This is a genomic window from Siculibacillus lacustris, assembly GCF_004328075.1.
Taxonomy (GTDB): Bacteria; Pseudomonadota; Alphaproteobacteria; order Rhizobiales; family Ancalomicrobiaceae; genus Siculibacillus; species Siculibacillus lacustris.
The window spans coordinates 88,357-101,291 of record NZ_SJFN01000003.1; the positions used below are offsets into that span (position 1 = coordinate 88,357).

A 12,935-nucleotide genomic window follows, 5' to 3' on the forward strand; every position below is an offset into this window, starting at 1 on the left:
CGCCGCCGCTCAGCCGAATCGCGCCGCGGCGGCGGTGGCGAAATGGCCGGCGGTGGCGGCGAGGCCGGAGAGGACCGTGCCCCAGGCGAGGTCGATCAGCGTCAGGGTGGTCGACCAGTGGCGCAGGGTCGCCTGGTTGGTGAGGTCGTAGGTGGCATAGGCGACGAAGCCGAGCACGGCGCCGTTGAGCGCCGCGGTGGTCCAGTCGCCGACCGCCAGACTCGGGCGGACGGCGAAGAACACCAGACCGCCGACGAAGATCGCGTAGAAGATCAAAGCCGGCAGCGGCAGGAAGTCGGGCCGCAGCAGATCGCCGAGGATCGGCCGATAGAGCACCTCGCCCATCCGCGACAGCCATACGAAGTCGATGGCGAGAAACGCCGCGAGGGTGGCGACATAGGCGATCAGCAGCGTCTTCATGGTGGTCTCCGGGAGGGGGCGTTCGGTCAGTTGGCCGCGGCGTTCTCGGTGCGGGTCCAGGCCATGTCGGCGCAGAGCAGGCCGGCGAGGACGCAGCCGCTGGTGGTCATGCGTCCTTCGGCGATTTCCAGCTTCATCTTGTAGCTGCGGTCGCGCTGCGGATCGAAGGCGGTGCCCGACCAGTGGGTGGCGTCGACCGGGGTGACGTTCATCACCAGCTTGTCGCCGACCTTCTCTTCGGGCGTGCCTTCCTTGATCCAGGTGTTGATGGCGCAGATCGCCGCGCCACAGGGTTCGATGCGGACCTTGGCGCGGCCGTCGCCGCGGGCCCACAGGCCGAGCGGCGAGGGGCCGGCGGCTTCGGCAGCGGTGCCGCCCAGGGTGAGGGCGAGGAGCAGCGGACCGGCGATGGACATCATCTTCATGGGTTCGTCTCCGGTGTGGCGCGCGGGCGAGATCAGCTCGCCGGCGCCGATTCGAGGGTGTAGAGGCCGACGTCGATCGCCGCCTCGCGGAACCCGGCCTCGCAATAGGCCAGGTAGTAGTCCCACAGCCGACGGAAGCGGTCGTCGAAGCCGAGCGGGGCGATCTCCGCCCAGGCGGCGTGGAAGCGCCGCCGCCACTCGGCCAGCGTCTCGGCATAGGACAGGCCGAAGTGTTCGACCGCGGTGAGGCGCAGGCCGGCCGCGGCGATCACCGTCGCCAGCGCCGTCTTCGAAGGCAGGAAGCCGCCGGGGAAGACGTGCTTCTGAATGAAGTCGGTATCCCGCCGATAAGTTTCATAGCGATCTTCGGCGATGGTGATGATCTGCAGCACGGCGCGCCCGCCGGGGGCGAGGCAGCGCTGCAGCGTGGCGAAATAGACCGGCCACCAGGCTTCGCCGACCGCCTCGAACATTTCGATCGAGACGATGCGGTCGAAGCGGCCGGTGACGTCGCGATAGTCCTGGAGGCGCAGGTCGACGCGGTCGGCGTGGCCGCGGGCTTCGACTACCGTGCGGGCATGGGCGAGCTGCGACGGCGACAGGGTCAGGCCGGTGACGCGGACGCCCTCGGTTTCGGCGAGATGGGCGGCGAGCGCGCCCCAGCCGCAGCCGATCTCCAGCACGTCGTCGCCGGGGGCGAGGCCGAGCAGTTCACCGATGCGGGCGAGCTTGCGGGCCTGGGCGCCCTCGAGGCTGGTCACGCCGGCGTCCCACAGGCCGGACGAGTACAGCATCGAACCGTCGAGCCAGCGGCGGTAGAAGTCGTTGCCGAGGTCGTAGTGGGCCTCGATGTTGCGGCGGCTGCCGCGCCGCGAATTGCCGTTGAGGACGTGGCGCAGGCGGTCGAGGCTGCGCAGCAGCACCGAGCCGCGGATCGCCTTGGCCAGCACCTCGGTGTTGCGGGCGGCGAAGCGGATCACCGAGACGAGGTCGGGGCTGGTCCAGTCGCCGTCGATCCAGGCCTCGGCGAAGCCGATGTCGCCGCCGGTGATCAGCCGCCGCAAGGTGCGCCAGCGGTGGAGAACCAGCGTCGCCTCGGGGCCGGGCTCGCTGCCGATCCGCTCCAGGGCGCGGCCGTCGGGCAGAACCACGCGCAGCCGACCGTAGCGCGGCCGCGACAGCAGGCGGTCGAGCAGGCGGACGCGCAGGCCCGACAGCGAGGCGCGGGCGGCGTCGGCGACGTCGGCGACGGCGGGCGTGCGCGAAGTCTCGTCGGGGTGACTCATGGGGCGTGAACCTCTCGGGAACGGAACTCGGGAGAAACCAGGGTGACGGGCTCGGTCGGGGCGGCGGGACGCGGCCGCAGACGCAGACCCTTCACGAACAGACGCAGCGCCTGCCAATGGATCGCAGCGACCACGCCGAGCGCCTGGAACGGCATCGCCAGGGCGGCGGCGAGGAGGGCGCGGTCGGAGAGTTCGACCCGGCGGGCGAGATGGCGGGCGGTGAACAGCGGGCCCTCGGCGTCGGCGAGCTCGATCACCACCGACAGGGTGGTGCCGGGCGGGCGCACTCGGAAGGCATAGGTGAGATCCATGTCCATGAACGGCGAGACATAGAAGCGCTTGTCGCAGTGCTGGCGGATCTCGCCGTCGTCGAGGCCTTCGACCGGGATCATGTAGGCGTGGCGCTCGCCGAAGGTGTTGTCGACCTCCCACAGGATCGCCGCCAGCGACTCGTCGCGGCGGTGGCAGAAGAACACCGACAGCGGATTGAAGGCCCAGCCGAGCACGCGCGGCATGGTCAGGACGCGGATCGGCCCGCCGTCCGGCACGACGCCCACCGCGGTCATCGCCGCCTCGATCTGGACGCGCAACGGGCGACCCGAGCGGTCGCCGCGATCGGCGGGCTGGAAGGAAAAGAGGTTGAACCGGCCGACCGAGAACAGGCGGAGCCGCCGATCGAGCGCCTCGAGCTCGTCGAGGTCGATCAGCATCGAGACGATGCGATAGGCGAGGCGGTGCTCGTGGGGACGTCGGCGCAGGTGGGTGACTTGGCCCGGAAAGAGGGCCGAGGCGAGGGGAGGGGTCACGCGACGTCCTCCGTGCGCGGCGTCGCGTCGGGGCGGGCGACCGGGCGGCGGGCGATGCGGGCACTATCGTCGGCGACCTGCCACGGGCGCGGGTGACCGCCGAGATCCTCGGCCACCGCCAGGCCGGCCTGGAGGCCGTCCTCGTGGAAGCCGGCGCCGAAATGGGCGCCGCAGAACCAGGTGTTGCGCACCCCCTGCAGCGACCACAGCTCGGCCTGGGCGCGGCCGGTGGTGACGTCGAACAGCGGGTGGTCGTAGACCTCGCTGCGGATCACCGAGCCGGGCTGCGGCGGGCGCAGGGGATTGAGAGTGACGAACAGATCGGGCGCCGGCCCGAGCGGCTGGAGGCGGTTCATCCAATAGGTCACCGACAGGCGTCGGTCGCGGCCGCGGCCGGCGGAGAGATAGTTCCAGCTCGACCACGCGGCGCGGCGCTGGGGCATCAGGCTCGCGTCGGAATGCAGCACCGCGGTGTTGGCGGCGTAGCGGAAGGCGCCGAGCAGGCGGCGTTCGTCGGCGGAGGGGTCGCCGAGCAGCGCCAGGGCGCGATCGGCGTGGGTGGCGACGACGACGTGATCGAAGCGACGGGTGGTGCCGCCGGCATCGGTCACCGACACGCCGCGAGGGTCGCGGCGGATCGCCACCACCGGCGTCGCGGTGAGGATGCGGTCGGCGAAGGGGCGGATCAGGCGCTCGACGTAATTCCGGCTGCCACCGACCACGGTGCGCCACTGCGGCCGATTGGTCAGTTGCAGCAGGCCGTGGTTGTCGCAGAAGCGCACGAAGGCGGCGGCCGGATGGGCGCCGACGTCGATCGACGGGGTCGACCAGATCGCCGCGGCCATCGGATAGAGATGGTCCTCGCGGAAGGCGCGACCGTAGCCGCCGCGATCGAGATACTGGTCGAGCGTCATCTCGCCCATGGTCGGCAGATCGTGGCGGGCGCGGCGGTAGAAGCGCAGCAGATCGAAGATCATCGACCAGAAGCGCGGCCGCAGCAGGTTCGACGGCTGGGCGAACAGGCCGGCGAGATCCTTGCCGGCATATTCCAGGGTGCCGGCATCGAGCGACACCGCGAAGGACATGTCGGTCGCCGCGGTCTCGACGCCGAGGTGGTCGAACAGCGCGGTGAGATTGGGATAGCAGGGCTGGTTGTAGACGATGAAGCCGGTGTCGACGGCGATCGTGCGGCCGCCGGCTTCGATCTCTTGCGTGTGGGAATGGCCGCCGATCCGCGCCGCCGCCTCGTAGACGGTGACGGAATGATGCTGCGACAGGAGCCAGGCGGCGCCGAGGCCGGAAATGCCGGTGCCGATCACCGCCACGTCGAGAGGGCGATCCCCCTCGCTTCGAACCGTGCTGCCCATGTCGTCCATCCTCTGCTGCGGAATCGCCGAACTTCGGCGAGCGTGCCGGGAAGCCCCCGGGCGACCCGCTTCGCATCAACTACGTAAGCCGAGCCGATTGGGTTTCATGAATTCATCGTGTGGATGCAGAATGTTTGTCGATCGGGGGTCGAGGAAGGCCGTCGCGGCACGCCGAAGTGGCCTGCCGGCTGCGGAATTCGCCGATCACGAATATTCGGGGGGTCCGCCCGACTTTTTCGGCGCGCGGTCGAAACCGAAGAGGCCCCCACGCCGTCTGAGGTCCGGGGACAGGTCGTGCGGCCGCGCCGCGCGCTGCCCCGGAGGATACGTGCATGACTCTCCTGACCTCGGTCGCCCTCGCTCTCGGCGCGTCGCTGGCCATGGCCGCGGCCTGGGGCGTGCAGCGCCTCACCGGGCGCAGCGGCTGGATCGACACGATCTGGTCGGCGGCGGTGGGGCTCGGCGGGCTGGCGGCGGTGGCGCTCGCCGACGGCGGCGATCCCGGGCGGCGGGTGGCGGTCGGGGTGGTCGCCGCGGCGTGGTCGGTGCGGCTTGCGCTGCACATCGGCGCGCGCACCCGTGGCAGCGGTGAGGATCCCCGCTACGCCGCGCTGGCCGCCGAGTGGGGGCCGGCCTTTCCGCTGCGGCTGTTCCTGTTCCTCCAGGTCCAGGCGGCCTGCGCCTGGGTGCTGATCCTGGCGATCGCGCTTGCCGCGGCCGATCCGGCGCCGTTTCCGCGGCTCCTCGACGGGCTCGCCGGGCTGGTGGCGCTGGTCGCGCTGATCGGCGAGGCGATGGCCGACGCGCAGCTCGCCCGCTTCCGGCGCGACGGCGCATCCGGCGGGATCTGCGAGGTCGGCCTCTGGCGCTGGTCGCGCCATCCCAATTATTTCTTCGAATGGCTCGGGTGGTGCGCCTGGCCGCTCGCCGCGATCGACCCCATGGGTGGCCATCCCTGGGGCTGGGCGGCGCTGGCCGCACCGGTGCTGATGTATGTGCTGCTGGTCCATGCCTCGGGAATCCCGCCGCTCGAGGCGCACATGGCGGCGACCCGCGGCGAGGCCTTCCGGTCGCTGCAGCGGCGGGTCAACGCCTTCTTCCCCGGGCCGCGGCGCGCGGGGTGAGGCGGGCCGCCTTGTTGCCGTCGCAGGGCGATGGGATCTTGGGCCTTCGTCCCCGGGTTGCCGGGGCTCCCGCTTCCCCCGACGAAGGTGACCTCATGACCCGCCGACCCTCCGCCGCCGCCGCGACCGCCGCCCCGGCCGCGATCGCCGCGGCCGCCGATCTCGCTGCCGCCACGCCGGTCGCCGCCACCGGCCCGTTCGCCGAGCAACTCGCGGCCTACGACCGGGTGGCCCTGCTGCTGCAGGGCGGCGGCGCGCTCGGGGCCTATCACGTCGGGGTGTGGGAGGCGCTCGAGGACGCGGCGATCGAGCCGACCTGGATCTCCGGCGTGTCGATCGGGGCGATCAACGCGGCGATCATCGCCGGCAATCCGCCGGAGACGCGCCGCGAGAAGCTCGAAGCCTTCTGGGCGACGATCACCCGCGATCCCGGCATCGACCTGCTCGGTCCCTGGTCGGCCTTCCACCCGTTCCGGGCGCTGCAGAACCAGTGGAGCGCGCTCGGGGCGATGGCGCTGGGGCGACCCGGCTTCTTCGCCCCGCGGTCGATCAATCCGTGGCTGCTGCCGGCCGGAACCGACGGCTCCGACAGTTTCTACGACACCGCGCCCCTGGCGAAGACGCTGGCCGGGCTGATCGACTTCGACCGGCTCAACGACGGGCCGATGCGCTTCTCGGTCGGGGCGGTCGACGTGGAGAACGGCAATTTCGTGTGGTTCGACACCCGCGAGCCCGGTCCCGACGGGAAGCGGCGGCGGCTCGATCTGCGCCATGTGATGGCCAGCGGCGCCCTGCCGCCGGCGCTGCCGGCGGTGGAGATCGACGGGCGGCACTATTGGGACGGCGGCATCGTCTCCAACACGCCGCTCGAACATCTGCTCGATCAGGACGGCGACGTCAGTTCGCTGGTGTTCCAGGTCGACCTGTTCCCGGCCGAGGGCAAGAGGCCGCGGTCGATGGCCGAGGTGATGGCGCGTCAGAAGGACATCACCTATTCGAGCCGCACCCGGGCGGGGACCACCCGCTTCGCTCAGAAATACGGGTTGCAGCGGCAATTGCTGGCGGCGCTCGAGCGGATTCCCGCGGATCTGCGCACCGCCGAGGAACGCGCCCTGCTCGACGACCTGCGCCAGCCGGGGGTCGTCAACATCCTGCAGCTGGTCTACCGCACCCGCAATTGGGAGAGCGACAACAAGGATTACGAGTTCTCGGCCCGGTCGGCCCGCGATCACCGCGCGGCGGGGCGGCGCGATGCGGGCGCGCTGTTGGCGCGGCGCGAGTGGCTGGTGCCGCCCGATGCGGCGGCCGGGGTGGTGGTGCGCGATCTCCATCGCGACGGCCGGCGCTGACGAATCGGCGGCCGGCCCGCGCGCGCGGCGGAGCCGGTCCCGAAGGACCGGCTCGCAGGTCGTGTGGCGTCGATCAGGGGTTGCCGGCCTGGACGACGCGCAGGTTGTTGGTGGTGCCGGCCTGCCCGAAGGGGATGCCGGAACACACGACGATGTACTGGCTCGGCTCGGCGAGACCCTCGGCGAGGGCCGAACCGGCGGCGCGGCGGACCATCGCGTCGTAGGTGTCGGCGACTTCCGAGCGCAGCGAGTGGACGCCCCACAAGAGACGCATGCGGCGGGCGATGCGCTCGTCGGGGGTCAGCGCCAGGATCGGCAGCGGCGGCCGCTTGCGGGCGATGCGCGCGGCGGTGGCGCCGGACGAGGTGTAGGTGACGATCACCGGGGCGCCGATGGCTTCGGCGAGGTCGGCGGAGGCCGCGGCGATGGCGTGGGCCGGGGTGTGCTCGACGTCGGGCTCGGAGGCCTTGACGATCGAGCGGTAGAGCTTGTGGCTCTCGGTCGACTTGATGATGCGGTCCATCATCTCGACGGTCTCGATCGGGTAGAGGCCGGTCGCCGATTCGGCCGAGAGCATCACCGCGTCGGCGCCGTCGTAGATGGCGGTGGCGACGTCGGAGGCTTCGGCGCGGGTCGGGGTCGGCGCGGCGACCATCGAATCGAGCATCTGGGTGGCGACGATCACCGGCTTGACCGCATGGCGGCAGGCCCGCACCAGTTCCTTCTGGCGGCCGGGGACGTCCTCGTGGGGAATCTCGACGCCGAGATCGCCGCGGGCGACCATGATCGCGTCGGACAGCGCGATGATCTCGTCGATCGATTCCAGCGCCGAGGGCTTCTCGATCTTGGAGACCAGACCGGCGCGGTCGCCGATCAGGCTGCGCGCCTCGATCACGTCGGAGGGCTTCTGGACGAAGGACAGCGCCACCCAGTCGACGCCGAGCTCGAGCCCGAAGGCGAGGTCCTTGCGATCCTTGGCCGTGAGCGGCGACACGTCGAGCACGGTGCCCGGCAGGTTCACGCCCTTGCGGTTGGAGATGACGCCGCCGTTGATCACCTGGGCATCGATCGCCTTGTCGGACACGCCGGTGACGCGGACGCGGACGCGGCCGTCGTCGATCAGCAGGTCGTGGCCGGGGGAGACCGCGGCGAAGATCTCGGGATGAGCGAGCGGGATGGACATGGCTTCGCCGTCGGTGCCCTCGGGCACGAAGCGGATGCGCTCGCCGGCGGTGACGGTGATCTTGCCGTCGCGGATCGTGCCGACACGGATCTTCGGTCCCTGGAGGTCCTGGAGGATGCCGATCGGGCTGCCGATTTCGCGCTCGAGCGCGCGCAGGGCGGCAAAGACCTTGGCGTGGTCCTCATGGGTGCCGTGGCTGAAGTTGAGCCGGAAGGTGTCGACGCCCGCGAAATGCAGGGCCTTCAACATCTCGGGGGAACTACTGGCGGGGCCGACGGTGGCGACGATCTTGGCGCGGCGGTTGCGACGCATGTTCTACGAGTCCTCGTGGTTCGTCGCCGTCGGGCGTGGAGGGCGGATGACAGAGACGGCGCGTATGAAGTCGACGTCAGATGACGTCGGTCCGCGGACGGACGCGAACCCTATACCATCTATCTACGTCTAAGGGATAAGTGCGAAGATATGATAACCAGCCATGCATTCGGCGCACGTGTCATGATGCCGCGGGCGCGGGGCTCCGGCAAGCCTCTCGTCGTGCCGGAGCGGCGACCGTCCGTCGGCCCGTGACGCTGCCGTCGCCGCATCCGGTTTGAAAGGGATTGTGCGACGGCGCGTCCGGTGTCACGCACGGGGCCGAGCGCACGCGGTTTTCGATCGCGAGCGCCGCGACGGCGTTCGGGGGCGGACGGCACCGTCGATGCCCCCTCGAGCGCGCGTGCCGATCTCGGCGCGCCGCGGCACCAGAGCGACCTCCGGTCGCGGGAGACATCCATGAGCCTACATCCCTTCGGGACCCTCGACGACGGGACCGACATCCAGGAAATCCGCCTCCAAAATGCCGCCGGCGCGCGGGCCTCGATCCTGACCATCGGTGCGGTGCTGCGCGATCTGCAGATTCCGCGGGCCGACGGCAGCCTACAACGGGTGGTGCTCGGCTACGAGACGCTGGAGGGCTACAAGGCCAATCCGGCGCGGGTCGGGGCGACCGTCGGGCGCAACGCCAACCGCATCGCCGACGGCCGCTTCGAGCTCGACGGCAGGGCCTACGAGTTGCCGATCAACGGCGCCGGCAACGTCCATCTGCACGGCGGCCCGGTCGGCTTCGCGCTGAAGCCCTGGACGATCGTCGAGCACGGCGACAGCTTCGTGGTGCTGTCGCTGACGTCCGAGGACGGCGATCAGGGTTGGCCGGGCCGGGTGGCGGTGACCTGCCGCTACGATCTCCTGGAGCCGGCGACCCTGACCATCGCGATGAGCGGCACCACCGATGCGCCGACCATCCTCAATCTCACCAACCACTCCTACTTCACGCTGAACGACGCCGCCGACTGCCGCGACCACGTGCTCCACATTCCCTCGGAGTTCTACACCCCGGCCGCCGCCAATCTGATTCCGACCGGGGCGGTGGCGCCGGTGGCCGGAACCGCCTTCGATTTCCGCGAGCCGATCCGGATCGGCGACCGCGGTCCCGACTGCGACGTCAACTTCGTGATCGCCGGGCCGATCGGCGCGATGGTCCCTGCCGGCCGTCTGGCCTCGCCGGACCGCCGTCTGGCGGTCGACGTGGTGACCAATCAGGCGGGGCTGCTGATCTACACCGCCGGCGGCTTCAAGGCGACGGCGCCGGGCATCGACGGTCAGGTCCACGGGCCGCACACCGGCGTGTGTCTCGAGACCCAGGCCTTCGTCGACGCTCCGAACAAGCGGCACTTCCCGCCGACGGTGCTGCGTCCGGGCCAGACCTACGATCACCGCGTCGAGTACCGCTTCTCGCGGTCGTGAATCTCCGCGGGCGGCGATCCGTCGCCGCCCGTCTCCCTCACAGGCCGGCGAGGGTCTCCCAGCTCAGTTTGGCGAGCAGGGTCACGGCCAGGACCAGGAACAGCCGGCGGATCCAGACGTTGCCGCCGCGCATCACCAGACGCGCGCCGATCAGGCCGCCGAGCGCCGCCGCCAGTCCCATCGGGATGCCGAGCGGCCAGATCACCGCCCCGGCGGGGATCAGGAACACCAGGGCGGCACTGTCGCCGGCGAGATTGACCACCTTGGCGCAGGCGGTGGCGCGCAGGAAGTCGAAGCGGAACACCCGCACGAACAGGAACACCAGGAAACTGCCGGTGCCGGGGCCGAAGAAGCCGTCGTAGAAGCCGATCGCGAAGCCCAGGGCGATGCCCAGTGCCCGGTCGCGGGGCGTCGACGGCCGACCGCCGTCGACGGTGCCGAAGTTCGGGCGCAGCCAGGTGTAGACCAGCATCACCGCCAGGAGGACGATCACCAAGGGCCGCATCATCGACGGCGCGAAGGCGTAGACGGCGCGCGCGCCGAGGTAGGAGCCGACGAAGGCCGAGGCCGAAGCGATCGCCAGCAGGCGCCAGGGCAGGGCGAGGCGCAGGGCATATTGGCGCATGGCGCTGACATGCCCGAAGATCGACGACAGTTTGTCGGTGCCGAGCAGGGTCGCGGGCAGAGTGGTGGGCAGCACCGCGAACAGGCCGGGGACGGTGATCAGGCCGCCGCCGCCGACCGCGGCATTGACCGCACCGGCGGCGAAGGCCAGCGGCAACAGGATCAGATATTCGTGGAACATGGAACCTCGTCGGGCGCGAAGGCCAGCGGCAGACCGGGATCGGAACACCGGGCCGAGACTTCGGCCGCGGGGGCAGGACCCGGAGCGCCGCCACGCTCCGAGGACGGACGACACCGCCGTCCGCGCGGCGCCGGGCACCGCGATTCGCCCCGAGTGTGGCCCGGTGAAATTCTGGAATCAAACGATCGGATCTGCTGGATCCGATCATCGGGGGTGATCGTGCCGGCGGAGTGACACCCTTTGCGGCCGGTTTCGCTGCGGCGCGCGGCCGCGGCCACTCTTCGAAAACCGCCGTCCCCGTGATAGGAGAGGCGCGCCGACGGATGCTCCGAGGGAGCGGGCCGGCGGTTCGCGGCGGCCCGGGAGGGCGGCCGTCGCCCCCGCGCCGCCGCTGGTGGCCGGGCTCCACCGGGCGGTCGCCGCGCGCGACGCCGCCCCCGACGTCCGCTGACACAGGTTGCCGATGGCCCTTCCCGCGCTCCAGACGATCCTCGACGGGCACAACGTCGCCCTGATCCGGCGCCTCGTCGGCGAACAGGGACGACGCCACCGCACCGGCTACGTCGTCGCCGTCCTGTGCATGGTGGCGACCGCGGTGACCACGTCGCTGTCGGCGTGGATCATGAAGGACGTCATCAACGAGGTGTTCATCGGCAAGAACGGCAGCGCGGTGTTCCTGGTCGCCGGCGCGGTGATGGCGATCTACATGGTCAAGGGCGCCGCCACCTACGGCCAGCAGGTGGTGCTGTCGCGGATCGCCAACGCGATCATCGCCGACGTGCAGCGCCGGCTGTTCGGCCATCTGCTCGAGATGGACGTCGCCTATGTGCTGGCGCGCCACACCTCGGAATTCGTCGCGCGCCAATCGTTCATCGCCAATGCCTGCGGCACGATCCTCAACACCGTGGTGACGGCGATCGGCCGCGATCTCCTGTCGGTGATCGGCCTGCTGGTGGTGATGGTGATCCAGGATCCGATGCTGTCGGTGCTGGGGCTCGGGCTGATGCCGCTGTCGGTGTTCGGAGTCCAGAAGCTGGTCAAGCGCGCCAAGAAGGCGATGCTCGCCGGCTATTCCGGCGGCATGGCGGTGGTCGAGAACATCCAGGAGACCATCCTCGGCTTCCGGCAGGTCAAGGCCTTCGCGCTCGAGGACCACATGCGCGGCCGCGTCGATCGGGCGATCCTCGACGTCGAGCGCGCCGCCAACAAGCTCGCCAACGTCGGCGCCCGCACCTCGCCGATGATGGAGACGCTCGGCGGTCTGGCGGTGGCGGCGGTGATCCTCTACGGCGGTTGGCGGGTGACCTCGGCCGGGGCGACGCCGGGCACCTTCTTCTCGTTCATCACCGCGCTGCTGCTGATCTACGAACCGGCCAAGCGTCTCGCGCGGGTCCACGTCGATCTGTCGAGCAATCTGGTCGGGGTGAACATCTTCTACGACTTCATGGACGAGCCGGCGCGCGAACGCGACGAGGGCCCGCGCCCGCCGCTGGCGGTGGACGGCGGTCGGATCGAATTCCGCGACGTGCGCTTCGCCTATCGGCCGGAGGAGGAGGTGCTGAGGGGCCTCGACCTGACCGCGGAAGCGGGCAAGACGACGGCGCTGGTCGGCCCCTCGGGCGGCGGCAAGTCGACGATCCTGGCGTTGCTGTTGCGCTTCTGGGAGCCGAGCGCCGGCACCATCACCATCGACGGCCAGTCGATCGACGCGGTCGAGCGCCGGTCGCTGCGCCGGCACATCGCGCTGGTCAGCCAGGACGCCTTCCTGTTCAAGGGCACGGTGTTCGAGAACATCACCCTCGGCCGGCCCGGGGCGAGCCGCGACGAGGTGATCGCGGCGGCGCAAGCGGCGGCGGCCCACGACTTCATCACGGGTTTCCAGAACGGCTACGACACCGAGATCGGCGAGAACGGCACGCAGCTGTCGGGCGGCCAGCGCCAGCGTCTGGCGATCGCCCGGGCGATCCTCAAGGACGCGCCGATCCTGCTGCTCGACGAGGCCACCGCGGCGCTCGACACGGAAAGCGAGCAGGCGATCCAGAAGGCTCTCGACCGGCTGTCGCGCGGGCGCACCACCCTGGTGATCGCCCATCGTCTGCAGACCATCCAGCGCGCCGACACGATCTGCGTGATCGAGGGCGGCCGGGTGGTCGAATCGGGCCGGCACGACGAGCTCTTGGCCCTCGACGGTCGCTATCGCCGGCTGCACGACGTGCAGTTCGGGGGCGGCGAGGCTCACTGAGGCGAGACGTCGCTTCGGGCGGGCGGTCTAACGACCGCCTTCCGGTTACTTGCGATGCCGAAGCCCCATCGTCCCCTCCCCCCTTGTGGGGGAGGGACAGGGAGGGGGGTGAGCGGCGTCCGATCCTCGATGGGCGCACGAGGGGA

Annotated in this window: 11 protein-coding genes; 4 read left to right on the forward strand and 7 right to left on the reverse strand. The window is 70.6% G+C overall.

Translation table 11 applies throughout. From position 1 onward, the window contains the following. Window positions 1-9 precede the first annotated feature (9 nt). Genes EYW49_RS02970 through EYW49_RS02990 form a run of 5 tightly spaced genes read right to left on the reverse strand, consistent with a single transcriptional unit; the run spans window position 10 to window position 4,304 of the window. Complete coding sequence (locus EYW49_RS02970) at window positions 10-420, reverse strand: DUF2177 family protein (protein ID WP_131305910.1); 411 nt, start codon at window positions 418-420, stop codon at window positions 10-12. A 26-nt stretch (window positions 421-446) separates the two neighbouring features. After that, complete coding sequence (locus EYW49_RS02975) at window positions 447-845, reverse strand: DUF2147 domain-containing protein (protein ID WP_131305913.1); 399 nt, start codon at window positions 843-845, stop codon at window positions 447-449. 32 nt (window positions 846-877) lie between these two features. Further along, window positions 878-2,131 (reverse strand): SAM-dependent methyltransferase, encoded by a 1,254-nt coding sequence (locus EYW49_RS02980; protein WP_131305916.1) that lies wholly within the window; start codon window positions 2,129-2,131, stop codon window positions 878-880. Continuing rightward, a complete protein-coding gene (locus tag EYW49_RS02985; RefSeq protein WP_131305920.1) occupies window positions 2,128-2,937 on the reverse strand; it encodes a DUF1365 domain-containing protein in 810 nt (269 codons plus the stop codon). The genes EYW49_RS02980 and EYW49_RS02985 overlap by 4 nt, the downstream gene beginning before the upstream one ends. Further along, window positions 2,934-4,304, reverse strand: a complete 1,371-nt coding sequence (locus EYW49_RS02990) for an NAD(P)/FAD-dependent oxidoreductase (protein ID WP_131305923.1) — start codon at window positions 4,302-4,304, stop codon at window positions 2,934-2,936. Before EYW49_RS02990 ends, EYW49_RS02985 begins: the two co-directional genes overlap by 4 nt. 332 nt (window positions 4,305-4,636) lie before the next feature. Between EYW49_RS02990 and EYW49_RS02995 the strand changes: the two genes are divergently transcribed. Together EYW49_RS02995 and EYW49_RS03000 are read left to right on the forward strand one after the other, a co-directional pair. Continuing rightward, complete coding sequence (locus EYW49_RS02995; protein WP_131305926.1) at window positions 4,637-5,428, forward strand: DUF1295 domain-containing protein; 792 nt, start codon at window positions 4,637-4,639, stop codon at window positions 5,426-5,428. Window positions 5,429-5,523: 95 nt separating this feature from the next. Beyond that, window positions 5,524-6,777 carry a patatin-like phospholipase family protein gene (locus EYW49_RS03000; RefSeq protein ID WP_131305929.1) on the forward strand — a complete coding sequence of 418 codons (1,254 nt, stop codon included), beginning with the start codon at window positions 5,524-5,526 and terminating at the stop codon, window positions 6,775-6,777. Window positions 6,778-6,850: 73 nt separating this feature from the next. Here EYW49_RS03000 and pyk read toward each other — a convergent pair whose 3' ends face one another. Beyond that, window positions 6,851-8,272, reverse strand: a complete 1,422-nt coding sequence (gene pyk, locus EYW49_RS03005; protein ID WP_131305931.1) for a pyruvate kinase — start codon at window positions 8,270-8,272, stop codon at window positions 6,851-6,853. A 459-nt stretch (window positions 8,273-8,731) separates the two neighbouring features. Here pyk and EYW49_RS03010 point away from each other — a divergent pair, with 459 nt between their 5' ends. After that, on the forward strand, window positions 8,732-9,742 hold the full coding sequence (locus EYW49_RS03010; protein ID WP_131305934.1) for an aldose epimerase family protein: 1,011 nt from the start codon (window positions 8,732-8,734) through the stop codon (window positions 9,740-9,742). Window positions 9,743-9,779: 37 nt separating this feature from the next. Here EYW49_RS03010 and EYW49_RS03015 read toward each other — a convergent pair whose 3' ends face one another. Next, entirely contained in the window at window positions 9,780-10,547 is a 768-nt protein-coding gene (locus tag EYW49_RS03015; RefSeq protein WP_131305937.1) for a sulfite exporter TauE/SafE family protein, read from the reverse strand. A 463-nt stretch (window positions 10,548-11,010) separates the two neighbouring features. Here EYW49_RS03015 and EYW49_RS03020 point away from each other — a divergent pair, with 463 nt between their 5' ends. Then, window positions 11,011-12,789: an ABC transporter ATP-binding protein gene (locus EYW49_RS03020; RefSeq protein ID WP_131305939.1), complete on the forward strand. Its 1,779-nt coding sequence runs from the start codon at window positions 11,011-11,013 to the stop codon at window positions 12,787-12,789. The last annotated feature ends 146 nt before the right edge of the window (window positions 12,790-12,935 follow it).

Excerpts from the sequence above, each read along its gene's own strand:
- EYW49_RS02970 (WP_131305910.1), bottom strand. The coding sequence starts at position 420 with ATGAAGACGCTGCTGATCGCCTATGTCGCCACCCTCGCGGCGTTTCTC.
- pyk (WP_131305931.1), bottom strand. The coding sequence starts at position 8,272 with ATGCGTCGCAACCGCCGCGCCAAGATCGTCGCCACCGTCGGCCCCGCC.
- EYW49_RS03010 (WP_131305934.1), top strand. The coding sequence starts at position 8,732 with ATGAGCCTACATCCCTTCGGGACCCTCGACGACGGGACCGACATCCAG.
- EYW49_RS03020 (WP_131305939.1), top strand. The coding sequence starts at position 11,011 with ATGGCCCTTCCCGCGCTCCAGACGATCCTCGACGGGCACAACGTCGCC.
- EYW49_RS03000 (WP_131305929.1), top strand. The coding sequence starts at position 5,524 with ATGACCCGCCGACCCTCCGCCGCCGCCGCGACCGCCGCCCCGGCCGCG.
- EYW49_RS02995 (WP_131305926.1), top strand. The coding sequence starts at position 4,637 with ATGACTCTCCTGACCTCGGTCGCCCTCGCTCTCGGCGCGTCGCTGGCC.
- EYW49_RS03015 (WP_131305937.1), bottom strand. The coding sequence starts at position 10,547 with ATGTTCCACGAATATCTGATCCTGTTGCCGCTGGCCTTCGCCGCCGGT.
- EYW49_RS02990 (WP_131305923.1), bottom strand. The coding sequence starts at position 4,304 with ATGGGCAGCACGGTTCGAAGCGAGGGGGATCGCCCTCTCGACGTGGCG.
- EYW49_RS02975 (WP_131305913.1), bottom strand. The coding sequence starts at position 845 with ATGAAGATGATGTCCATCGCCGGTCCGCTGCTCCTCGCCCTCACCCTG.
- EYW49_RS02980 (WP_131305916.1), bottom strand. The coding sequence starts at position 2,131 with ATGAGTCACCCCGACGAGACTTCGCGCACGCCCGCCGTCGCCGACGTC.